This window comes from Polyangiaceae bacterium, assembly GCA_016715885.1.
Lineage (GTDB): Bacteria > Myxococcota_A > Polyangia > Polyangiales > Polyangiaceae > Polyangium.
Map to the genome: position 1 here is coordinate 1,058,562 of JADJXL010000020.1, position 23,921 is coordinate 1,082,482.

Annotated in this window: 20 protein-coding genes; 8 read left to right on the plus strand and 12 right to left on the minus strand. The window is 62.1% G+C overall.

Annotated features, from left to right (window positions below):
* Window positions 1-330 precede the first annotated feature (330 nt).
* From IPM54_29710 to IPM54_29720, 3 genes are all read left to right on the plus strand, one after another.
* Window positions 331-1,224 (plus strand): rhomboid family intramembrane serine protease, encoded by an 894-nt coding sequence (locus IPM54_29710; GenBank protein MBK9263965.1) that lies wholly within the window; start codon window positions 331-333, stop codon window positions 1,222-1,224.
* Between the two features lie 110 nt (window positions 1,225-1,334).
* Window positions 1,335-2,039: a hypothetical protein gene (locus tag IPM54_29715; GenBank protein MBK9263966.1), complete on the plus strand. Its 705-nt coding sequence runs from the start codon at window positions 1,335-1,337 to the stop codon at window positions 2,037-2,039.
* A gap of 136 nt (window positions 2,040-2,175) precedes the next feature.
* A complete protein-coding gene (locus tag IPM54_29720; GenBank protein ID MBK9263967.1) occupies window positions 2,176-4,758 on the plus strand; it encodes a hypothetical protein in 2,583 nt (860 codons plus the stop codon).
* A 40-nt stretch (window positions 4,759-4,798) separates the two neighbouring features.
* On the opposite strand, the gene rodA is transcribed toward IPM54_29720, so the two are convergent.
* The 7 genes from rodA to IPM54_29755 form a co-directional block, all read right to left on the minus strand.
* On the minus strand, window positions 4,799-5,941 hold the full coding sequence (gene rodA / locus IPM54_29725) for a rod shape-determining protein RodA (GenBank protein ID MBK9263968.1): 1,143 nt from the start codon (window positions 5,939-5,941) through the stop codon (window positions 4,799-4,801).
* Window positions 5,938-7,932 carry a penicillin-binding protein 2 gene (gene mrdA / locus IPM54_29730; GenBank protein ID MBK9263969.1) on the minus strand — a complete coding sequence of 665 codons (1,995 nt, stop codon included), beginning with the start codon at window positions 7,930-7,932 and terminating at the stop codon, window positions 5,938-5,940. Before mrdA ends, rodA begins: the two co-directional genes overlap by 4 nt.
* The gene (locus tag IPM54_29735; GenBank protein MBK9263970.1) at window positions 7,929-8,456 is read right to left on the minus strand and encodes a hypothetical protein; all 528 of its coding nucleotides are present in this window, start codon (window positions 8,454-8,456) and stop codon (window positions 7,929-7,931) included. Before IPM54_29735 ends, mrdA begins: the two co-directional genes overlap by 4 nt.
* Window positions 8,457-8,473: 17 nt before the next feature.
* Entirely contained in the window at window positions 8,474-9,352 is an 879-nt protein-coding gene (mreC, locus tag IPM54_29740; protein MBK9263971.1) for a rod shape-determining protein MreC, read from the minus strand.
* A gap of 203 nt (window positions 9,353-9,555) precedes the next feature.
* Window positions 9,556-10,590 carry a rod shape-determining protein gene (locus IPM54_29745; protein ID MBK9263972.1) on the minus strand — a complete coding sequence of 345 codons (1,035 nt, stop codon included), beginning with the start codon at window positions 10,588-10,590 and terminating at the stop codon, window positions 9,556-9,558.
* A 191-nt stretch (window positions 10,591-10,781) separates the two neighbouring features.
* Window positions 10,782-10,943, minus strand: a complete 162-nt coding sequence (gene rpmG / locus IPM54_29750; protein ID MBK9263973.1) for a 50S ribosomal protein L33 — start codon at window positions 10,941-10,943, stop codon at window positions 10,782-10,784.
* A 403-nt stretch (window positions 10,944-11,346) separates the two neighbouring features.
* Window positions 11,347-11,925: an RNA-binding protein gene (locus IPM54_29755; protein MBK9263974.1), complete on the minus strand. Its 579-nt coding sequence runs from the start codon at window positions 11,923-11,925 to the stop codon at window positions 11,347-11,349.
* A 687-nt stretch (window positions 11,926-12,612) separates the two neighbouring features.
* Between IPM54_29755 and IPM54_29760 the strand changes: the two genes are divergently transcribed.
* Complete coding sequence (locus tag IPM54_29760) at window positions 12,613-13,530, plus strand: acyl-ACP desaturase (GenBank protein MBK9263975.1); 918 nt, start codon at window positions 12,613-12,615, stop codon at window positions 13,528-13,530.
* A gap of 179 nt (window positions 13,531-13,709) precedes the next feature.
* Here the strand turns inward: IPM54_29760 and IPM54_29765 are convergent, their stop codons facing one another.
* A complete protein-coding gene (locus IPM54_29765; GenBank protein MBK9263976.1) occupies window positions 13,710-14,669 on the minus strand; it encodes a prolipoprotein diacylglyceryl transferase in 960 nt (319 codons plus the stop codon).
* Between the two features lie 133 nt (window positions 14,670-14,802).
* Between IPM54_29765 and IPM54_29770 the strand changes: the two genes are divergently transcribed.
* From IPM54_29770 to IPM54_29780, 3 genes are read left to right on the plus strand one after another with little or no spacing between them, the layout of a single operon-like run.
* Complete coding sequence (locus IPM54_29770; GenBank protein MBK9263977.1) at window positions 14,803-15,582, plus strand: patatin-like phospholipase family protein; 780 nt, start codon at window positions 14,803-14,805, stop codon at window positions 15,580-15,582.
* A 55-nt stretch (window positions 15,583-15,637) separates the two neighbouring features.
* Window positions 15,638-16,171, plus strand: coding sequence for a molybdenum cofactor biosynthesis protein MoaB (locus IPM54_29775; protein ID MBK9263978.1), 534 nt, complete (start codon window positions 15,638-15,640; stop codon window positions 16,169-16,171).
* Between the two features lie 7 nt (window positions 16,172-16,178).
* Window positions 16,179-17,381, plus strand: a complete 1,203-nt coding sequence (locus IPM54_29780; protein ID MBK9263979.1) for a molybdopterin molybdotransferase MoeA — start codon at window positions 16,179-16,181, stop codon at window positions 17,379-17,381.
* A gap of 182 nt (window positions 17,382-17,563) precedes the next feature.
* Here the strand turns inward: IPM54_29780 and IPM54_29785 are convergent, their stop codons facing one another.
* Genes IPM54_29785 through IPM54_29800 form a run of 4 tightly spaced genes read right to left on the minus strand, consistent with a single transcriptional unit; the run spans window position 17,564 to window position 20,271 of the window.
* Entirely contained in the window at window positions 17,564-18,025 is a 462-nt protein-coding gene (locus IPM54_29785) for a molybdenum cofactor biosynthesis protein MoaE (GenBank protein MBK9263980.1), read from the minus strand.
* A complete protein-coding gene (moaC, locus tag IPM54_29790) occupies window positions 18,022-18,972 on the minus strand; it encodes a cyclic pyranopterin monophosphate synthase MoaC (protein ID MBK9263981.1) in 951 nt (316 codons plus the stop codon). Before moaC ends, IPM54_29785 begins: the two co-directional genes overlap by 4 nt.
* 12 nt (window positions 18,973-18,984) lie before the next feature.
* Window positions 18,985-20,034, minus strand: coding sequence for a GTP 3',8-cyclase MoaA (gene moaA / locus IPM54_29795; protein ID MBK9263982.1), 1,050 nt, complete (start codon window positions 20,032-20,034; stop codon window positions 18,985-18,987).
* A gap of 3 nt (window positions 20,035-20,037) precedes the next feature.
* Window positions 20,038-20,271 carry a MoaD/ThiS family protein gene (locus IPM54_29800; protein ID MBK9263983.1) on the minus strand — a complete coding sequence of 78 codons (234 nt, stop codon included), beginning with the start codon at window positions 20,269-20,271 and terminating at the stop codon, window positions 20,038-20,040.
* Window positions 20,272-20,395: 124 nt separating this feature from the next.
* Here IPM54_29800 and IPM54_29805 point away from each other — a divergent pair, with 124 nt between their 5' ends.
* Window positions 20,396-23,875, plus strand: coding sequence for a protein kinase (locus IPM54_29805; protein MBK9263984.1), 3,480 nt, complete (start codon window positions 20,396-20,398; stop codon window positions 23,873-23,875).
* Window positions 23,876-23,921 lie beyond the last annotated feature (46 nt).

A 23,921-nucleotide genomic window follows, 5' to 3' on the forward strand; every position in this document is an offset into this window, starting at 1 on the left:
CGGGCGGCACGATACCCGCATGCGGTCGAGACCGCACCGTCGGTGCACTGGATGTGTGTCGCACGGGCGGTCGCGATGCCGCCGGATCGAGCCCAACCGCGGACAAGAGAACCGCGATGGGGTCGTACCCGGATGACAAGGGCGGATGCAGTGCAACGGCGGCTATGGTTTGCACGCCCCAACAACGCGACCACGCAGCTCGACCTTACGGCCAATCACCATCACATTGGGTCCGGGCCCGGCCGTGCCCACGCCAAGCCCAAATCAGGAAACCATGATGCCCCTGGCGAACGCTGATTCCCGAGGTTGTTCGTGAGTAACGACGCGCAAATGAAAAGCCGCAAGGCGTCCACGTGCCCGCGTTGCGGAGCTCTGAACGGAGCCGGCTTCGATCGCTGCGTCCGCTGCGGCCAGGGACTGTCCCCGAGCGCTCAATTTCGCGAACGACTCGGGACCTACGTCGACGGCGACGCCCTGTGGGCCTCGAAGACCATCATCATGCTCACGGTGATCGTGTTCGCCGCGCAGGTGTACATCGGCCAGATCCGCAGCGGCCAAAACGCCCTGCAAGCACTCATGCGCCCCACGACCATCGACGCGGTCCGCTTCGGTGCGCTGCATTCCGTCATCGTCATCGCCGAGCCCTGGCGGCTCCTTTCGGCGGTTTTTGTGCACTTCGGCACGTGGCACCTTCTGGGAAACCTCCTTTTCCTCACGTGGCTCGCACGCGCAGCCGAACCTGCCATCGGTTCGGCTCGGTTTGTCCTGGCGTATGTCTGCACCGGGATCGCCGGGTTTGTCGTGTCAACCGGCTACAACATCTTCGTCGAGGGTTTCGGGGGCGGACTGACCGCCGGCGCGAGCGGTGCGGTTTTCGGCATCACCGGCATGGTGGCCGGCATGCTCTATCGCCAGAAAAACCCGCAGTGGAAGGGCTTCGCCGTGCAAGCGGTCCTCTTCCAGCTCCTCATCGGCTTCGGAATCAACCAGGCGCAGGTCGGGATCATGATCAACAACCTCGCGCACCTCGGAGGACTCGTCGTCGGCGTCGCCTTCGGATTCGCTTACGCAACGCGCCAAAGGCCGTCGCGCAAACCGACACGCAGCGAATCATGGGTAAACATCGGAGCCTTGATCGGTCTGATGGCGTGCGTCATATCGCTCGTCTTGGCGCAGCGATCGCCCATCTGGCGAGAACTGGAGACCCGCGTGGGCGGCAGCTAGTCTAAAAATGTTCGCGATCTCGACTTTTTTTTCGTCGAGGTGATTGCAAACGCACCGCGAACCGTCTACCGCCCGCCATCGATTTTACTTGCCCCTACGAGGAGACACTCATGTCGTCGCAACGCTCCTTCAAGCTCGCCCTCATCCCTTTGGCGCTCATGCTCGGCGCCTGTAGCTTCAGCCTCCAAGCCGGAACGTCTGCCGGCACGAACAACCAGCAAGGTCGTAGGGCGGCCCAACCGAATCGACGTGTGTCAACGCCGACCAGGACGAACACACCGAAGCCCGCGAACACGATCAGCACCCCGACGAAGCCTGCGGTCGAAGCTCCGCGGATCAACGGGAAAAACGCATTTGGAAACGGATCGCTTGGAGCCTTCAAAGGCAGCGCGTACGTGATTCCAAACACGACGCAAAGGATGCCCGACCTGTCGAAGATGGTCCCCTTCGCGACGCTTTTCACCGATAGCTTCATCGTTCAACCGCAAGAGTTCACGGGCGGATTCCCCGGCGTGCTCATGCAGGAAGAGTGGTTTGCCATTCGGTACGAAGGCAGGTTCAACATCCAGGCGGACAATACCTACATCTTCAGGCTCATCTCGGACGACGGCGCGGTCCTGTACATCGACGGTGAAAAAGTGGTCGACAACGACGGCATTCACGCGTCGAAGACCGCCACGGGCAACAAGATGCTCCGCGCAGGCCAGCACTCGCTCCGCCTCGATTACTTCCAGGGCGCGCGAGGCCCGGTGTCCTTGTCGCTCGCCATCAGCGATGCCGCCACCGAACCCCGGCCTCTCGTCGGCATCCGCTGACCTGTCCAAGACGGCCCGGCAGAAGCAATTCTGCGGGCTGCGCCCACGCGAAAAACTGCACCGCATCCGCCAAGGTGACGGTCGTGCGCCTAATTGAACGCACGCGCTCGCGCGAGGTGGTATCGTCGCGTCGCTTATGGCGTCCGTAAACCCGCTGTCGCGGGAGCTCGTTTTCAAAGTCGTCTACTATGGGCCGGGGCTTGGCGGAAAGACGACCACGCTCGAGTACATCCATGCGACGGCCAAGCCCGATCATCGGGGCAAACTGGTCTCGCTCGCAACGCCCGTCGATCGGACGCTGTACTTCGATTTTCTGCCGATGCGCTTGCCGCCGATACGCGGCATGCACGTGCGCCTGCAGCTCTTCACGGTTCCCGGACAGGTTTACTTCAACGCGACTCGCAAACTGGTGCTCACCGGCGCCGACGGCATCGTCTTCGTCGCCGACTCGCAGACGGCACGCGCCGACGCGAACCTCGAAAGCCTCGACAACCTGCGAGACAACCTGGCGGATCAGGGACGCAACCTGTCCGACGTCCCCATCGTGTTTCAGTACAACAAGCACGATCTGCCCGATGTATTGCCGGTGGAAGAGCTCGACAAACTGCTCAATCGCTGGCGTGCGGCATCCCTCGCGACGTCGGCCAAAACAGGCCTCGGCGTGTACGAAGGCCTCGAGAAGATCACGCACGCGGTGCTCGCGTCATTCGAAACGCAAATGCCGGAATCCGTACGGGTTGCGGCAGCCGCTGCGTTCGATCCGAACGAAGAAGGTCTTGCCGCAGCACTTCGAGGTGCATCGCAAGCCGAAGATCGTCCACCGACGAGCGGCGCAATCTTCAATCGCGTTGCATCGAGTCGCACGGCGCTCGGTTCCATTCCGCCCGAAACCGGCGTCGAAGATGGACCATCGATCGAAAAAGCAGCGATGCGGCCCGCCGCATTGCCGGTGATGACGTTTCCTGAAAACACCGACGATGGTTCGAGCTCAAAGGACAAACTTGCGCTCGCTGCCGCGTCGGAACCGTCGATCCTCACGAAGCCCGATTCGATTCGTGCACATACCGGCCGAGGACCCGACTCGCGTTCTGGCGAGTCACCGAGGAGCCGCAGTCGCCCATCGGTTTTGCCTCCCAAACCCTATGCGCCGATCATTCCTCATGCAGCGCAGCGAACGAGCGTTTCGCATGCGTCGCATGCACCTCCGCCTCCGCCCAACGCGACCACGACAGCCGTCAAAGAGCCTGCGCCGCATGCAGCCGCTCCTGCACCTCCGCCCAACGCGACGACGACGGCGGTAAAGGAAGCCGCTCCCGCCGTCGCAAAGGCACCTTCGGCCTCCGCAGTGGCGAGTGCTTCCGCAAGCTCAGCAGCACCTGCTGCAACTGAGGAAAAGGCGCCGAGCACCGAGAAGACCATCGCTGCTCCGGCGAAGCCTGCGGCGGCTGCCAGCAAGGTAGAGACCGCGCCGGCGAAGGCTGCACCTGCCAAGGCAGAGCCTGCGCCTGCCAAGGCAGAGCCTGCACTGATCAAGGTCGAGCCAACAGCAACCAAAGCAGAGCCTGCACCGATCAAAGTCGAGCCCGCCAAAGCTCCGCCAACGCCCATCAAGGCAGAGCACGCGCCCATCAAAATCGAAATTGCTGCAGAAAAGACGCAGCCCGCAGTCGCAGCGTCCACGCCCGCAAAAACGCCTGCACCCTTCGAGAAACTCGATCCCACCGAGCTGTTCTCGATCGCCGATTTGCTCGAGCCCGCGCCCGAAGCCGTGCGGCAACCGCCGACGGAAACACCGCAAGCCAAGGCTCGCGCAGCGGAAACGCCCGCGCCTGCCGACGCGCCGCGTGCCCAAACGGAGCCGAAGGCTGCAGAACCCCTACCCGTTGCCAAGAGAATCGCGGCCGAGCCAGAACCGGCGCCCGCCGTCGAAGCGCCGAAGCCCATCGACCTCGAGCCGCTGCCGATACGGAAGTCGACACCGCCACCTGCAGCAGTTGCCAAAATCGAAGAAGCAGCAGCACCTGCCGCAGCGGTCGCCAAGGCCGAGGCCGTCGCAACGCCGCCTGCGCCGCCACCTGCCGCAACGGCAGCGCCTGCACGAGCCACACCGACTCCACAAGCGCCCGCACAAGCCAGCACAGCTGCCGCGACGACTGCATCCGCCCCAGCGAAAGAGCAGCCCGAAGCGCCGCTGCCGCCTCCACCTCCGCCACCACCCGCTCGGCCGCTTGGTGCGATTCCTACGCAGCACGCGCACGTCGAATCAAATCGACCCGACGCGCATGCAGCGGTTCCTTCGACGTCAAAGGGTTCTTCAGAGACAAACCTCGTCCCTGCCCCCGCTGCACACGTCGAGAAATCCGAAGCTCGGAAGACACACGAATTGTCCTTCGGCGAGCTTTGGCCCGAGAGCGACCGCGCTTTGGTGCACGAGGCCGAAGCCGCCCTCGCTGCCGGGAGATGCGCCGAAGCCATCGACCACGCGGATGCGCTCGTCACGCGCGTGCTCACCGGAGCCGCAACGCTCTTTGGATCGAGCGATCCGTCGCGCGACATGACGAACATGCCGCTCATGCTCGGCATCGATGGCCGCCGCTATCTCGCGTTCCGATCGATCGTTCGCGCATGCCGCAGCGGCGCAAAACCAAGCATGCGCGACGCCCTTGCCGCTTATGCGTTCGCCATCGAAGCTCGCATGGCGAAAAGCTCCGTTCGCTGAAATTGTCGCGAAGGCCCCCCGAACACCGCTCCTGGCACGATCACAGCCTGTCTGGAGCCGGTGCGACGGAGTAGCGGCGCATGGACACGTTCATGAGCATCGCAACCGCCATGAGCATCGTGGTGATGCTGGATCCGCCGTAAGAGAAGAGCGGAAGCGTCACGCCGACGACGGGAAGCACGCCGCTCGTCATGCCGATGTTGATGATGGCGTGCCAAAAAAGAATCGCGCCGCAACCGACGGCAAGCACTGCACCAAAGCGATCCTTTGCGAGGGACGCAATTCGGATCGACCACACGGCGAGGAATGCGTACAGCAGCACGAGCAAGACCGAGCCCACGAAGCCCCATTCCTCGGCGAAGATCGGAAACGGAAAATCCGTGTACTGATCCGGGATGAAGTTGAACTGGTTTTGCGTGCCCTGCATGAACCCGCTGCCAAAGACGCCGCCGTCACCTATTGCAACGCGCGAATGATGTGCGTGCCACCCGCGGTGATGAATGTCGTCCTCGGGACGCAAGAACACCGTGACGCGATCGCGCTGATAGTCGTGCAAGACGTACGTCCAGATGATCGGTAGAGCCGATGCGACGGTCACGACGAAGAGCACGACGCTCTTCCACCTCACGCGCGTGAGCGCTGCGATCGTCAAGAACACGAGCATGTGGATCGTCGCGGTGCCGAGGTCCGGTTGCTTGAGGATGAGCAGCGCCGGTACGGCCGTGAGCAGCGCGGGGATCAAGAGGTCCTTGAGCGTTCGTCCTTCATTGCGCGGATCATCGTGGAGGAACTTGGCGAGTGCGATGACGAGACAAACCTTGGTGTATTCGCTGGGTTGGAAGGTCAAACCACCGAACTCGATCCACCGGACGCTGCCGCGGATGTCCTTGCCGAAGACGAAGACGAGCAGGAGCGCGAAGATGCTGCCCGCGTAGACGATGTACCCGAAGCGTTCGAAGTAGCGGTAGTCGATGGCGACGAGCACGCCGCCGAAGATGCCTCCGAGGACGAGCCAGTAGATCTGGCTGATGTAGAGCTCCGAACGCGTGGAAAAACCTTGGTAGACGCTCGTTGCGCTGTAGAGGTTGACGACGCCCAAGACCGCGATGAGCGCGACGGTGATGAAGAGCGGCCAATCGAAGTGGTCTTTGGCTCGCGTCGATACGTCTCCTCCGAGGATCACGGCGGGCCTCCTGCTGCCTTTGCTGGAGCGCGTCCCGCCGAGCTCGTGCCAGCTCGTGGCCCGCTTCGTTCCCTGAAAATGCGGTTGTAGGCGGCGACGACTTCCATCGCGACGGGAGCGGCGTGCTTACCACCGGCGCCACCGTGTTCGACGAGCACGACGACCGCGACTTCGGGCGCGCGAGATGGCGCATATCCGGAGAACCACGCGTGCTCGCGGTTGAAGTACCACACGCGTTCGGCTTCGGCGCCGCGTGCAAGCTTGTGTGACACCTGCGCAGTCCCGGTTTTACCTGCCACGTCGACGCCGACGAGCCTCACCTTGTGCGCCGTTCCTCGTTCTTCGTTCACGCCTGCGTACAGAGCCTTCTGTACGAGCGCGAGGTTCTCCGGGCTCACTTCGATCTGCCTTCGCACGCGCGGCGTAAACTCCTGCACGACCGTCCCGGAGCTCGTTTCGACCGCGCGAACAATTTGCGGTTGATAAAGCGTTCCGCCATTCGCAAGCGCGGCGTACGCGAGCGCAAGCTGAAGAACCGTCACGGTCGTGGCACCTTGACCGATCGCTGCATTCAGCCCGAAACCAAGACGATATTGCCCTTTGTTGCGCAACGTCATCCATGCGCGTGTCGGCATGCGCCCAGAGGCTTCGGCATTCACACCCAGACCCGTGCGTGAGCCCAAGCCAAACCGCTGCCCCATTTCGGCAATGACATCCATGCCGACGCCAAGCTCCGAAGCCAGCCAGTAAAAGTAGACGTTGCACGACTGCGCAATCGCCTTGTGCAGCGCCACAGGACCGTGCACGTGCGTGCATCGAAAGTTGCGCTTGCCGAACGTGATGCCTCCGCGACATTGCGTCGCAGCGCGCGGATTGATGAACCCCTTCTCCAGCGCCGCGAGCGCCGTGAACGGCTTGAACGTCGAACCCGGCGGATACGCACCAGCAATCGTCTTGTCGAGCGCCGGCTTCAACGGATCCGAATACAGACGGCGGAACGCATCACGAATGACCTGCTTGCCCGAACCACCCGAGAGCGCGTTCGGATCGTAACTCGGCTTCGAATACAGCCCGAGGATGCGGCCCGTGCGAACGTCGACCAGCGCTACGCCTCCCGCAAGCTGACCACGCATCGCATCGCCGATCGCCTTCTGCAAATCGGCATCGATCGTCAGTCGTAGATCGCGACCGGGGATCGGATCGACACGTCTCGGCTCTTCGATGACTCCGTCCACGCGCTGGCGTCTTCGCCCCTTCGCGTCGACGAAGACTTTTTCCCAACCGCGCGTGCCATGAAGGTAGCTCTCCCACGCGCGTTCAACACCCGTTGCACCGATGCGATCGCCCTCCACATAGCCCGCGCTGCGTAGCTGGTTGAGTTTTTCCGCGTCGACCTCGGCCATGTAACCGAGCACGTGCGCGCCAACTTCTTCGTACGGGTAATAACGCACGGGCACCGGAACGACTTCAACGAATGGAAGCTCGGCTTCGTGCGTTTTCAGCGTGGCAACCACATCGCGAGAGATGTCTTCTTTCAGCAGGATTTGCTGCGTCTTGCGCTTGCTGTCGCTCTCGCACAAGTTCTTGAGCATCGTCTCCAGACGCACCCGCTCGTCGTCCCCCAGTCCGAGATAGTGGACGAGCCGTGGCCAGACATTCGGGTCGACCTTCTTCTTCTTCGACGGATCGTCCTTCCGGTAAAGGTCGCAAGTTGGCTCGATCTTCTCGGGAACGACGTAAAGGTTGTACGAAGGACGGCTTGCAGCGAGCACCTTGCCATTGCGATCGCGGATGATTCCTCGAGTCGTGGCAAGCGTGATGCGACGAACGATGTTTTCTCGTGCAATCGCGGCATTTTCGGCTCCTTCGAGAATTTGGAGCTGAAACAATCTCACGATGAGCCCCAGAAACAGGAGCACCATGCCGAGGCCGATCCACCGAAATCGGCGGCGAAATTCGCTGACGTCTGATCGCTGAACGACGAGACTCATCGTTGACCTCCTTCGCCGGGCCTAGGTGCCGTAATCGTCGCTTGATGCACGCGTTCGGCAAGGTTGAAGATAAACGGAGCAAAAAACGCCGTGCCAATCGCGTGGGGAAGCACGAGTGACGCGAGTGCGCGAGGCCTGGCCGTGTCCGTCGAAAAGATTGCCGTGAGCACGATGATGAGCACGCCCTCGAGCAGCGCGAAGGCAAACGCGAGAGCAATCTTGGTCAAGAGCGTTTGCGCTGCGAGACGCACGCCCGCGGCACGTGCCACGACAAACGTTGCGACGGTGATGAACGTGAAGAGCCCGATGGGCGCCGCCGAGAACAGATCGAGCAAGTAGCCGAGCAAAAATGCGAGCGCGGCACCACGCGCAATCGAGTACTCATGCACGCCCATGAACACGACGAGCGGCAAGAGAAGGCTGGGCGTGGCGCCTGAAATCTGAAGCCTGCCGATGAGTCGAAATAGGTTCGACTGAATGATGAGCAGCCCGATTCCGATGGCGAGGAAGGCGGTGTTGCGCATCGATCACTCCACGCTCGTCACCTTCGCGGTGGCGACGCTCCGGGAGCATCGCGTTGGGCCTGAGGTTCCTCGCCGGGCGGAGCCGTCACGATGAGCACTTCTTCGAGACGCGAGAAGTCGACGGCGGGCGTCGCGAAAACTTGCTGATAAATGCCGAAGTCGCGCTTGACGACTTTCGTGACGGTGCCGACGGGAATGCCCTTGGGAAAACGCCTTCCAACACCGCTCGTCACGAGCAAGTCACCGACTTCGATTTCATCCGTGCGTTGCACGTATTCAACGCTGCATAGGTACTTGCTTTCGTCGCCGGTTCCGCGGACAAACCCTCGCGCGCCCGTGCGTTGAACGACGATGTCGACGCCGCTTCCCGCGTCGACGACGAGACGCACGTCAACGGTATCGCCCGAGACTTTCAGCGTCGTACCGACGATTCCATCGGGTGAGATGACCGGAAGGTTGAGCCCGATGTTTTTCGCGTCGCGATCGAGCGTGACGCGCGCGATCCGGAAAAACTCATTCGTGTCCTTGCCAATGACCTGCGCGCTGACGACGTCGGTCCGAACGCTCGTACGCATGTCGAGCAGGCGCTTCAGCCTCAGGTTTTCCTGCTCTAGCTCCTCGAGCTTGCGGACTCGTTCACGAAGGCGAGCGTTTTGCGATGCGAGCCGCGCGTTGTCCTCTTTGACGTCGACCAAGTAGATGTACTCGCCCCAGATGTTGGACAGGGCCCGAGCGAGCGTCGCGGCGACGAACTGAATGGGCGTAGAGATACGGACGATGATCTTGTCGGCGCCGGTGACTTGGCGCGGGTCACGCATGCTGGCGCGAAGGAACCAAAAAGGAACCGCGAGAGCGAGCAAAACAACGGCTAGGTCGCGATAGCGCTTCAGGTTCATGACGTTGCCGGAAAAAGCGGCTCACCCCGCATGGATCGAGATCAGCAGCTCGTGCGCGATGTGGACAAGAAACGGACTCGATTCGATGCCACGACATGACCGCGAGCGCCACTTCATGGAGCGTTTGGCAACGCGGGAGGTGGGAGGATCGTGCAGCGCGCTTGAAATGTTCGGGATTCGCCAGCGTTCGTTAGGACAAACGATCACCCGATGGTGACTTCTTTCAAGAGCTCGAGGTGGTCGAGGGCTTTGCCGCAACCAAGAACGACAGCGCTGATCGGGTCGTCGCATACCATGACGGGCAAGCCGGTTTCCTCGCGCAAGAGCACATCGAGATTCTTCAGCAGCGACCCACCACCGGTCAGCACGATGCCCTTGTCGACGATGTCAGCCGCAAGCTCGGGTGGCGTTCTTTCGAGCGCGACGAGGACGGCGTCGACGATGGCGTTCGTCGGTTCGGCGAGCGATTCGCGGATTTCATCGGAGTTGACGACGACCGTTTTCGGGATGCCGGCGACCATGTCGCGGCCTTTGACTTCCATCGTGAGCTGTTGCTCGAGCGGGTACGCGTTGCCGATGGTGATCTTGATGCGCTCGGCCGTTTGTTCACCGATGGCCATGTTGTACTTGCGCTTCATGTAGGCCATGATCGATTCGTCCATCTTGTCGCCGCCGACGCGAACACTTTGGGAGTAAACGATTCCGGCGAGCGAGATGACGGCGACTTCGGTGGTGCCCCCGCCGATGTCGACGACCATGTTTCCGGACGGCTCGGTGATGGGCAAACCGGCTCCGATGGCAGCGGCCATGGGCTCTTCGATGAGGTAGACCTCGCGAGCTCCGGCGCCTTCTGCGCTTTCTTTCACGGCGCGTTTTTCAACTTCGGTGATGCCGAAGGGAACGCAGATGATGATGCGCGGCTTGACGAGCGTGCGCCTGTTGTGAGCGCGCGCGATGAAGTACCGCAGCATGGCTTCGGTGATCTCGAAGTCGGCGATGACGCCATCACGCAAGGGTCGAACCGCCTGAATGTTTCCAGGGGTTCGTCCGAGCATTTCTTTCGCCTCGCGCCCGACCGCGAGCACCTTTTTGCCGCCGCGGTTATCGCGCTGCACGGCCACCACGGAGGGCTCACAGGAGACAATTCCCTTGCCCTTGACGTAGATGAGCGTCGTGGCGGTGCCGAGATCGATCGCGAGATCGTTCGAGAACAGGCCGTATAGCCAGTCGAAGATCATCGCATCGTCCTGAAGCTACTGCCCGACGCATGCCGAATTGACAACGCGGGCGAAGACGGTTCGTACCACCAGCGGAACGAAGCCGCAAAAAAACGGCAACGACGGGACGGAATTGCCGACTCGTGATCGGGCATCTCGCCCCGTCGACCTCGAAAACAGACCATGGCGTACGCGCAACGCGCGTCGCGCCATTAGCCTTTCGAGATTTTTCCTTCTTTGTGCTCGTGATGCTTGCGGCAAGCCGGACAGAACTTCTTGATGACGAACTTTTCCGTCATCGTCCGCTTGTTCTTGGTCGTGTGGTAGTTGGCCCGACCGCAATTGGCGCACGTCATCTTGATCGTGTCGCGCATGGCTATCTCCTCAGAAAACTTGCACGTCCCCACCACGACGGCGGGGCGTGAAGAGGGCGGTAACGTACGGGATTTCCGACGGCTGTCAATGTTTGAAGTGTGAAACTGGGCGTGGGGATCAAACCGAAGCCGGCTCAGTAATTTGAACCGAACGAATCGGAACCAGGCCTGGGCTTGCACGCTCGCTCTGCGTGCCGGATCGGAGCCGAGCCACCGCTTGTACGCTCGCTACGCGCGCGTGGGACGCGCGCTGCGCGAGGCTAGTTTACGATGGGGGGCTCGCAGGCGGCTCTTTGAGTCTTTTGGGTCTACGACCCAAAAGACGAGCCGACTGCTCCGCCCCCCATACCCCCCGGGGACAAACCCGAGCCGGGTCAGGTCGTTGCGCGGGACAAACCTTGGGTCATTCGTCCCAATCGTCTTCGCCACGCGAACGGGGATCCCAGTTCTTGTTGCGACGACCGCCACCACCACCACCACCGCCGCCACCACCGCCACCACCTGGCGGACCATCATCATTCGCACCGCGGCGACGACGATCGTCGAACGTGCGTCGCTGCGGAGGAGGCGGCGCGGGAGCCGCATTGTACGAACCCGTAGGACCTCCGCCGTAACCACCACCGCCGCCACCACCACCGCCACCGGCGTAACCACCGGGGCGTTCTTCGCGCGGAGGACGTTCACCTTTGGGATGCGCAAGGTTCACGACGAGGCGCCGGCCGCGAACGTCGACACCACGAAGGCCTTCGATTGCGCCTTTGGCTGCTTCGGCGCTTGCCATCGTGACAAACCCAAAACCGCGTTTGCGCCCGTCGGCATCCATGGGCAAGTGCACGCGCACGACAGGCCCGGCACCCGTCGAAGTGATCATCGCTTCGACCTCTTCGATACTCGCGTCGTACGGCAAGTTGCCTACGTAGAGCGTGCGATCGGGCGCGCCAGCAGGGCCTGCAGCGCCGCCGAAGCCAACGCCACCTCCCATGCCACCACCACCACCACCAGGAGCACCGCCACCACGGGGACCACCAAAGCCAACACCTGCCTCACGTCGGGGCGGTTCGGCCTGGAACGGTCGCACAGAGATCGACTTGCCTCCCTGAAACGACCCATCGAGCGACTCACGCGCTGCGTTCGCCTCTGCACTCGTCGCGAGCGTCACGAACCCGAAACCGCGCGGCCGCCCAGTCGCGCGATCCTTCGGCAGACTCACTTCGACGACATTGCCTCCCGTGGCCTCGAAGAGACCACGAAGAACATCTTCGGTGATTGAATCGGGCAAGCCTGCGACGAACAACTTACGAGAATCTTCAGCCATCGAAAAACCTGCACACCCACGATATCCGGTTGCGTCGAAGTACCTTCTGGATACTTGCGACTTCGAGGCGCGCGCCCTGCTGCTCACCTCGAATGCTTTTCCTCGAAGACCTGCCGGCGCTGCATGTACCGGAGCCAAATCTTCTAGGACCAGCCCACGATATATGGCCCCTTTGCCGCGTCAAGGGAGCCCCCAATCGCCCTTTCCCACGAGGACGTCGACCCTACCCCCCGGGAACGTCCAAAACCGCACCAAAACAAGCTTCTGTTCACCTTACGACGCGTCAGAAATTCCCGATCCATCCCCACAAGTGCCCAGGACGTTCGGACGCTCCTGTTCCACATAGCGCAAACCATGTTAGGAGGTCTGTTCGAGGTAAAAAAGGCGATGGCTGAGGAGTTCAACATCGATCGTTTGATGAATTCGTCCGGGCGCGTCGAGTTCAACGACCTGGACTGGTCCGAAGTGCCCAAGCACAAGCTTACTCCCGAGGCACTCCGCACTTTGCGGTACTTCCTGCGTACCGAAAGTTCGACTTTCTTCTACGTCAAAGGCCTGATGTCCACGCGCGCGGTTTTCGAAGAACCGGAGCTTGCGCCGTTTCTCTGCGTCTGGATGTACGAAGAAGAATTTCATGGCCGTGCGTTTCAGAAGTTTCTCGAAGCGTACGGCGAACCCGTCGGCGAGTCGTACCGCTCGAACATGTACAAAGAACGCGGCTTCGGTGAACGGTTCGACGAATGGGGCCAAGACTTGCTCGGCGCCGTCGTCCCCGATCATTGGCCCGCCGTGCACATGACCTGGGGAACCATCCAGGAATTCACGACGTACCACGCGTACCAAGCTCTCATCGAACGGATCGATCATCCGATCCTGAACAAGATCTGCCAACGGATCATGAAACAAGAGCTGCGCCACTACGTGTTTTACCGCGAGCACGCAAAGAGGCGCCTGGCACGCAGCCCCATCACGCGCATGGTCAACAACATCGCGGTCAAAGCAGCGTGGACGCCCGTCGGAGATGGTATGTGCACCAAAGAAGACGCCGTGCACGCCATCCGATTCCTCTTCGATGGCCTCGACGGACCGGTGATTCCTCGCGTCGAACAGAAAGCACGCGAGCTCCCGGGCCTCGAGTGGTTCAACCTGTTCACGCAGTTCGCCGAACGTCACGACATTCGCCGCGCCCCCGATAGTTGGTTCACCAAAGACTTCCGCGAAAATGCGAAGAAGTCGGGTGCTGCTGCGGCCGCGGAAATCGACGCGCACTGAAACCAGGTCTTGGCTCGTACGCTCGCTTCGCGGCGCAAGCGCCGCTGCGCGAGGCTTGTTTACGATGGGGGAGTCCGCGGCTCGCCTCCCGGTGCTTTTGCTGCGCAAAAGCACGGCGAGGCGCGGACGCCCCCCATACCCCCCCGGCATCAGGTTGAGACCGGGTTAGCAATCAACGTTCAGCTCTCCGAACTTGTGTTCGTCGGCTCCTTGGCCACAGGAGCAGAATCGTTCACCGCCGTATCATTTTGCGCAGATGCCTCGGTTTGCGCCGGAGCCTCCGCAACCGGTGACTCGGCATTCACAGGCACAGGCGACACGGGGTTTTTCTTGGTCACATACAGCAAGAAATAGAGGCCGATCGCAAGCAAGCCAAACGACTGCCACTGCGCAGGCGTCAGACCCCCATAGCGGGGATCACCCGGCACGATGCCAATGTCTTCCTCGCGCAAAAAATCCAGAAAAAACCGCACTGGCGCATACGCGGTGCAAATGAGCCCCACGTAAAAGCCCCACGGACGTGGCTTGCCACGCCACAGCAGGGTGACTGCAATCGCGAGAGGTATCGTCAGGAAAAACTCGTACAGCCCGAGATCGTAGCGACCGATGACCCCGTTGCGAAACGGGTACCGGACGGCAAACCATGCATCCGACAAACGCCCCGGATGGTCGTGCACGACGGCACATCCAGCTCGCCCGAACACCCAACCCCACGTAAACGCCGACCCACCAACATCCGCATACGGAAGAATGTTCTCGTTCTTGAGGTACTTGAACGCAAGGCCCCCGATGATCGCTCCGACAAACCCACCGTAACTGGACAAACCATCCCAGAGCATGAACAGGTAAAATGGATCCTTCAGGACGCGCTGCGGATGGTAAAAAAGCGCGTCGAATACGTGAGCTCCGACAAACCCGATGCCGACGACCCACACGAAGAACTCGCTCATCTTCTTCGTGTCGAGCCCTCGCTGCTGAGCTCGCTTCACCGACAAAATCGAGCCGATGTACACACCGAGCGCGACGAGCGTTCCGAACGGCTTGATCGACGGCTCGATGTGCCCCAAGTAGGGTAGGTCGAGCGATATGCCGAGCGGAATTTCGGGAATCGTGATGTAGGGGATCAGCGGCTCTGCCACGCGAACGTGCGTAGCTCAGCACGCGTGGGAGCGCTATCGCATCGCGGCACTTTCTCTTCGTCACGTGGCTCGGCGCCGCTCGCTACGCGTGCGGATGCGTGACGAACGCGCAGGCGTTTGATAAGAGCGGGGTGTGCGTGCGCTGTCGTTACCAGGCTGCGCCTGCCGAGGCGCATTTCAGATTGCCGTGATGTCGCGCCTCGTTGCCGCAGGCGAACGCTTCGACCTCGTTGCAGGCGCATCGTCAGGGTCGCTCACAGGCGCAACCTACGTGTCAGGTCTCGCATCCGTCGGTCCCGACATGTGGCGCTCGATGGCCGGCACACCCGTCGTGTCGAGACGCTATCTGCGTAGCGAAAAGAGCGTCTTCGGCATGAGCGTCGTGCTTCGCGAAGCGCTGGAACGATTTCTCCCCGAGGACAAACTCCATGGCACGAGCACGGAGCTGCTCGTCGCGACGACGCACGCGCGTCGTTTCCTCACGGGCAAGCAGAACGCACTCGTGGTGCACTCGAATCGCACGCGACGCGACATGCACGATGTCCTCGTCGCGTCGTGCTTCATCCCCATCATCTACGCCCGCCTTCCGGTGCTCGATGGCGAAGTGCACATCGATGGCGGAGCTGCCGACAACACGCTGATGGATGAGCTCGTCGGTCGTGGCGCGACCGACATCACCGTCATCACGCCCTTCCCCGAAGGCCGCATCGCTCGCACGATCTTCGCCAAGGAAGCACCTCCGATAGCTCCACCTGGCGTGCGCTTGCGGCTCATTTTCCCCGAACGAGCCCTCCGGCAAAAACACTTCGATTTCGCCCCAGAACCGCTCGAAGAAGCCCTGTCGATGCCGCACCGAGAAGTCGTGTTCGAGCCGAAAACCACGATCGACACACGCGTGCAGATCGCTCGCTAATTGCATTCCACTCGGAACGGTTTCGACCTACAACGAAAGTATGAGCACCAATCATATGTCCGAAACATTGCGTATTGCTACATTCACGCTGAGCGACACGCGGACGCGCGTCGATGACGTCGGTGGACGCCTACTTCGCGAAAAACTCGAGGCCGCCGGATTTGCCATCGCGCTGCACGACATCCTTCGCGAAGACAGCGATTCGCTACGCGAAACCATTCACCACACGTGCGATTCCAACGTCGCAGACGCCATCATTTTGACGGGTGGGACGGGCATCGCTCCGCGTGACCGCACCATCGAAGTGCTCGAGCCCATGTTCAGCAAGACCATCGACGGGTTTGGCGAGGCATTCCGTCGTTTGTCCTGGGACGCCATCGGCCCGCGCGCGATCCTGTCGCGTGCCACCGCCGGCATCATCCGCGGACACGTCGTCGTGGCGCTGCCCGGAAGCCCACAAGCCGTCGAGCTAGCGATCGACACGCTGATTGCCCCGATGCTGCATCACGCGGTAGCTCTGGCGTCGGGTCGCGGCGGCAAACACGCGTCCCACGGACATCACCACCACGCTTCCGAAAAGAAGCACTGAACTTGCAATGCTCACCTACGAAGAAGCTCTCGCCAAGCTGCTCGGCAGCGCACGACCCATTGCAGCCGAACGTGTTGGCGTCGATGAATCGACAGGTCGAGTGCTCGCGGAAGACATCGTCGCGCACGTTCCCATGCCGGCGTTCGACTACAGCTCGATGGACGGCTACGCCGTAAACACGGACGACCTTGCCGGCGCGGGTCCGTGGGATTTGCCGGTCATCGGCGAGAGCGCGGCAGGCGGCGAATTGCCAACGTTTGCCCCACATTCGGCCTGTCGCATCTTCACGGGCGCACCGACGCCGCAAGGGACGAACGCCGTCATCCCGCAAGAAAACGTGGAGCGCACCGGCGACACGATTCGCATCACGCACGCGCCAAAACCGTTTGCATGCATACGAATGCGCGGCGAAGACCTCGCCCAAGGTGCGATCGCTTTGCGTCAAGGTACGCGCATGAACCCCGGTCACGCGGCCCTCGCGGCGGCGCTCGATCATGCGTTTGTCTTGGTCGCACGCAGGCCCGTCGTGACGATCCTTTGCTCCGGCGACGAACTGCGTTCGCCGGGTACGCCTGGACGGCCGGGATCCATCGCCGAATCGAACGGTATCTTCGTGGCCGCAGCCGCTAGGCGTGCGGGCGCGATTGCGCGCGTGGGCGCGTACGTGCCCGATCGCGCGGACGTCGCGCGCGATGCCGTCGCCGAAGCGCTGCGCGGAAGCGACCTCGTCGTGACGATCGGCGGCGTCAGCGTGGGTGATCACGACGTGATGCGCGGAGCCTTCGAAGCAGCCGGCGTGACGCTCGACTTTTGGCGCGTGGCCATCAAGCCTGGCAAGCCCATCGCCGTCGGTCGTGCAGGACAAACCCAAGTGATCGGTCTCCCCGGCAACCCAGCCAGCGCATCGCTCACTTGGTATCTCTTCGGCGCTCCGCTCGTTCGCGCCATGCAAGGCGACGGAAGTCCCCTACCACGCCGCGAGCGCCTCGAGATCCTCGGAGCCATTGAACGATCACCTGGCCGTGAAGAGTTCGTACGGGCCAAACTCGAAGCGAGCCCGCAAGGCACACGCGCCAGAATCCTCGCCAATCAAGCATCCGGGGCCGTCACGAGCTTCGCGCGCGCCAATGTGCTCGTCGTGGTGCCGAAAGACATGGGCCGTGTCGAAGACGGCAGCACGCTCGAAGCCATTCGTATTGATGAGTTTTGACGAGATGACCGGGCACTCTGCGTGAGGCCCAACTCGGGGGGTATGGGGGGGCCGAGCCTCGCCGTGCTTTTGTGCGAAGCGCAAAAGCACCGGGAGGCGAGCCTCGGCCCCCCCATCGTAAACTAGCCTCGCGTAGCGCGCGTCATACGCGCGCGGAGCGAGCGTTCGAATCTGGCCCGGTTTCAACGATGGTGATGCTCGTGCTCGCCATGATCCGGTGAGCACCGCGCATCTTCCCAGCCCACCCAATACGGACCATCGGGGCCATGTTCACGCTTCCATATCGGCAAGCGCGCCTTGATGCGATCGATGAGCTCGCGGCACGCGACGAACGCTTCGTGCCGATGCGGAGCACTTGCAGCACAAACGACCGCTGCATCGCCAACCGACAGCGACCCGATGCGATGCGTCGCCGCAACGCGAACTTCGGGCATTTCGCGCTCCATCTCCTCGATGATGCGCGCGAGCTCCGCTTCGGCCATCGTTCCGTACGCTTCGTACTCGAGCAACGTGACGGCACGGCCATCGTTCATGTTGCGCACGACGCCCAAAAACGTGGCGATCGCACCCGCTTCGGGACGCGCGACGAGACACGTCACTTCATCCAACGAAAGCGGCTCGCGACGAATACGCCCCGCACTCATGTCGACCTCCGGAAATGTCCTGAACGTCCGCCACTCTTTTCCACGAGCATCACCTGCTCCACCACTATCTCGCGATCGATGCCTTTGAGCATGTCGTACATCGTCAGCGCTGCGATCGATGCAGCCACCATCGCTTCCATCTCGACGCCCGTGCGATCGACCGCTTCCGCGCGCGCCGTGATGAGCGCCGTCGCCGAAGGTTTGTCGATGTCGATCTGAATTTCGACATGCGACAGCGCGATGGCGTGACACATCGGAATGATGTCCGGCGTGCGTTTGGCAGCCATGATGCCCGCAATGCGCGCGGTCGCGAGCACTTCGCCCTTCGGCGTATCACCGCGCAAGAGCCGCTCGACGGTCTCCGCGCTCATGCGCACGCGTGACGTAGCCACCGCACGCCTTCGTGTCGGGGCTTTTTCCGCGACATCCACCATACGCACATCACCCGAAGGACCGATGTGCGTCGACAGTTGCTTTGGTTCCGAAACAATGACCGGAGCGCGGGACGAGACCGGTTCAAGCGCTCGGGCCAAAACGGACTCGATCGCAGTCGTGAGAATCTTGGGCTTTCCTCGTTTCAGCGCGCGTTCTGCAGCATGCGCCAAGGCGTAACGCTCCAAGCCTCCGAGCGTCGCCCAACGCTGCGCATCCATGCCTCGCCTCGAAGACAATCCCACAGGCAAGAATTCGGGCGTGGGATCAGCAATGGGATCGATCGGGCGCGCGGGAGGTTTGGCATATGAAACGATCGTCGCAACGGTCGACACATCGACCGCGCTTTGCCCGCCTGCACGCGTGATGCGTTTCCGCTCATCGACCGACAAAGATCGCCAACCTTCGAGTGGAAGATGCAAGCCCGCATGATCGAGGGCGCGGCGTGCAGCGAGCGGCATGAGATCCAAATCGGGCCCCGCTTCGTCTGCTTCGAACGAGAAGACGTAATCCATGGCGCCGGAATGCTAGCCGCCAATGGCCCGCATCGATACCCGAGCTGCCGTTTCTTCGGTGCAACCCTTCCAAACCTTGCCGTCGGGCTTCATCGACCAGGCTTCGTCAATCTGCCGCGTGATCTCTTCCGCATCGCCGCTCCGCGCAGCACTCGACGCGTCAACGCCATCGTCCGTCGCCAAACACGGCCGAAGCACGCCCGTCGACGACACTCGAAGCCGGTCGCACGTTTCGCAAAACGTGTCGCTCGTCCCCGTGATGAACCCAACGCGAAGCGTCGGATCGTGCCGCGCGTGAACATACTTGGCCGGACCAAGCCCAGGATCGACCACCGCGTCCTCGTCGACGAGGTGATGCGCAAGCATCCGGCGTATGTCGGACGCCGTCACGAGATGCTCCGCAACCAGCTTTGCTCCTTCGGCGATCGGCATGATTTCGAGAAATCGCGGCACGAGCCTCCGCTCCCACGCCCAAAGCAAAATCCGCTCGATCTCGTCGTCGTTCACGCCGCGCAAAACGACCGTGTTCAGTTTGATCGGGACAAACCCAGCTTCCACCGCTGCGTCGATTCCCGCGAGCACCGGGGCAAGCTCGCCACCTCGCGTGACCGCGCGAAAACGGTCTGCATCGAGCGTGTCGATGGAGATGTTCAGTCGATGCAAACCCGCTTCTCGCAGTGGTTTTGCAAGACGCGCAAGCTGCGAAGCATTGGTCGTCAGCGCGACGTCTTCGAAACCAATCGAGGACAGATGTTTTACAATCGAAACGATTTCCGGATGCACGAGCGGCTCGCCGCCCGTGAGGCGCACTCGACGCACGCCTGCATGCCGCAACGCTTCGAACATCGTGCGCCACGCCGATGTCATGAGCCGCCCGTCGGTGTACCCATCACTGCGCGACGGCCGGCAATACGTGCACGCGAAGTCGCAACGATCCGTCACCGAAAGGCGCACGCTTCGCGGCGGCGGCCCAGGCTCCATTCGCTTGGGAACACCGAGGCGCGAAGACACGATCGGCAGCGATCGCCTTGCATTGCCTTGCGTGTCGTGCGTCATGGCCATGCATCAACCTCCCGCAACCGGCGGGATCAGCGCAACTTCATCGCCCGGTCGAACCTCATCGTCCGAACGCGCATACGTGCCGTTCACCGCAACTCGAATCGATCGACGGTACGGCTCGAGTCTTGGAAATTGCTGACATACGCGGGTCAAGAGCTCGTCCGCCGTACACTTTCCATCCATTGGCAAGAGCAACTCGGACGTCCCAAGGACGTCACGTGCCCCCGCAAACGCGAGCACTCTTACCATATTTGACATCTTCCGTAACGTAGCATTTCAACGTGGTCGCGACAGCACCGTACTACAGGAACGCGCGCGGTGGCTGTCTTGCGTCGGGCAAAGGCACGATATAGTGGGCCGCTGAATGAGCGAGCAGACCGGCGCGGTTGTCGGCAAGATTTTGGCCGGGCGTTACCAGGTGCGGCGCGAGCTAGGGCGGGGTGGCATGGGGGTCGTGTACCTCTGTCGCGATCTCGTCGACGATGATCGCGTCGCCGTCAAGGTCCTGAGCAAGCCTGGAGCGCGATCTCGTCAGGAGGAATCCTGGTGGTTTTACGAGGAAGCGCGAGCGCTTGCGGGGCTGAGCCACCCGTGCCTCGTGCGAGCGCGCGACTTCGGTGCGCTCGCCGATGGAACGCCGTTTCTCGTGATGGACGCGGTGCCCGGACGATCGCTGCACGAATGGTTGTACCTCGCGCAAGACACTGGAGGTCTGCCATGGCCGCTCATCTGGAAGATCACCGACGACGTGCTCGCAGCGCTCGCACATGCGCACGCTCGCGGCGTCATTCATGGCGACTTGAAGCCATCGAACATTCTGGTCGACCTGCCGACGGATGATCCTGCGACGGCAACGGTGCACCTGCTCGACCTGGGTCTCGCGTGGCTCGTGCAGGACCGCGTCGATCATCGCTTGGACGGGTCACCAGCGGCCAAACCAACGATTCGTTGGGGCGCAGGAACGCCCGGGTGGATGGCGCCCGAACAGATTCGATATGCCGCGCCACACGTTGGACCAGCAACGGATTTGTACTCGCTCGGATGTGTCGTCTACACGATGATCTCCGGACGCGAGCCGTACGAAGGCACCGACGACGAACTCTTGCAGCAGCACAAGAGCGCGCCCATCCCGGACGTACCTCTGCGAGCTGGCATTCCCAGCGATGCGGTCGCGTTCGTTCGGCGCCTCATGGCCAAGCGGCCCTGGCATCGATTCGATTTTGCCGCGGATGCACGCAAGGTGCTCTGGCCCATGCGTCCTCGAGGTCAGGGGGCGACGACGACGCCGCGTCCGACAGCGGGTTCGCCGTTCAGGACGTCGCTCAGCAGCTCGCCGATGGGAATGAGCGCTCACGCGGAATCGCAAGTGACGACGACGGGTCTGCTCAGCTTGCGCCCGAGTCCTTTCATCGCGCGTACGAGTGAACGAGCTCGGCTGATCCAGTTCGCGACGGAGATCGCGCAAGCGCCGGATCCAAGGCACCGCTTCATCTTGCTCGCGGGAGAAGCCGGCGTGGGCAAGACGAGGCTCGCGGAATGGCTGTGCGAAGACGCGCACGAGCGAGGGCTCATGGTTCCGTTGCGTGCGCGGTATCGAAAGATCGCAGCGCCTCTCGACGGGTTTGTCGGGGCCGTCGTGCAACATTTCCGCTTCGAACGCGAAGGTCGCGACGTCATCGAAAAAGTGCTCATGAACCAGTGGGAAGTGGGCCCGGATGACGAGGATGGCAAGACATGGGTCGCGGCGACCGCGGAATGGCTCAAGCCTTCGTCACCAGGCGATCCGCTCGGCCCCACGGGCAAGCGTTTCGCGCTGTCGTCGGAGACGCGTTGGCGCGTCATGCAACGGACGCTCGAGAAGATCGCTCGAGGTCGCCCGCTTCTTTTGATGCTGGACGATCTGCATCACGCAGCGCCAACTACGTTCGAAGGCGTGGCGCGGCTGCATCGTGAAACGCCGCGGCTGCCGATGTTCTTCGTGGGCACCGTGCGCGACGAAGCGCTCACCACGGATCCCGTCGCGCGCGAATGGGTCGATTGGCTCCTACGCGAGCTCGGCGGCGATCGCGTGACGCTCGATCCGCTCGATGCAACGCAAACGCAGGCGCTGCTACGAGGCACCCTGCCGCTCGACGAAGCAGCCATCACGGAGGCCGTTCAGCGCAGCAAAGGCAACCCCCTCTTTGCTTTGCAAATCGTGCACTCGTGGGCATCGGGTGGACACATCGAGCTGCGCGATGGGCGTTATGTCGTTCCCGAAGCGAAGCTTGCGATGCGCGCCGCGACCACGGCCGAGCTGTGGGAAGAGCGGCTTCATGCGATTCCGGAAGACCTTCGCCGCGGCGCTCGAGCAGCCGCAGCACTCGGCGGCGACATTCGCGAAGACGTCTTGCGCATCGAGCTCGGTTCGCTCGGCGTGGATGCAGATCGCGCCGTTGCCGCAATGAAACGCGCACAAATCCTCCTCCAGTCCGGCGAAGAGCGCCTGCGTTGGCCACACGCTCTCTTGCAAGAGCACCTGCTCGCGCAGCTCTACGCGCAATCCGATGCGCCCATGATCCTCCGCGCCGCAGCAGCAGCCCTCGAGCGTCATCCGGATGGATCGAGCCGCCGCATCGTTCGTCACCGCGTGACCAACTTGCTTCGCGCCGGAGACATCGACATCGCCGCGGGCATCTTGCACAAGTCGATCGCTCGCTCGTGGGGCCGCACGCGCGATGCGCAAGCCACACTGCGCGACTTGTCGCTTCTCGACGGTCGCCTCGACGGACTTCCCCTCGCAACGCAGAAACGTTGGCGCGCCGAAGCTCTCCGGCACGCCGGACGCCTCGAAGAGTCACGTCGCGACGCCGAAGAAGCGCGCCGCATTTTTCACGATGCAGCCGACATGCTCAACGAAGCTCACTGCGTCCGGCTCCTCGGTCACGTGGCGAGCGATCTGTCGGCGCCGGCCGAAGGCAAAAAGCTCCTCGAATCAGCCCTTGAAATGTTCCAAACGCTCGGCCACTCGCATGGCCAGGCGCTCTGCGAAGTCATCATCGGTGAAATCGATTACCTTCTTGGAGATCATCCGGACGCCTTGAGGATTCTGGAAAGTGCTGGAGGCAAGTTCCAGGCTGTCGGGGATCGTCTTGGGCATGCTCAATGTTTGGTGCTTCACAGCTTCGTCGAGCAAGCTGGTGGAGCGCCGGAGAAGGCGCGGGAGCGGCTCAAGGTTGCCCGAGCTGAGTTTGACGCGATTGGTTATCGATTGGGTATGGCGCAATGCGACATTTCGCTTGCGCATTCGGATCATCGTGAGGGGCGTTTGGATGAGGCTCGTCGAGTGGCCCTCATGACGCGGCGCAGCTTCCGGGATCTTGGGACGCCGCGTGGGGAGGCTGCGTGTGAGCGGCTTTTGGCGATGATTGCATTCGATGCGGGGCAGCTCGAGATTGCCGAGGCGCATGCGCGGGCGGCTGGAGGTCTGTACGATCGGCTGGCGGATCCGTGGGGTCAGGTGGAGACGAAGGTCATTAGCGCGCAGATTGCGCTCGAATGTGGTCGCGTCGAATTTGCCCGTGCGGAATTGGCTGAATGTGAGCGTCTTCCGCTGCTCGAAGCGGAGCCCAAGCAGCACTTGGCGCTGACGCGTGCGTGGCTTGCCTATTACGACGGTCGATTTCAGGACGCGGCGCAGGAGGTTTTGCGGGCGCGCGAGGCATTCCAGGATCGCACTGGCGCGGGAGATCACACGCCGGAGCTATTGCGTAAGTTTGCAAAAATGGGCTGGCCAGCTCCGGCGGGTCCGCTCATCGACGCGTGGTTGCAAACGCACGTCAAACCGGCTCTACCGGCGATCTGAGCTCGCTTCGCGAAGCGTATTTCCTCTCGATTTCCAGAAACGCTTC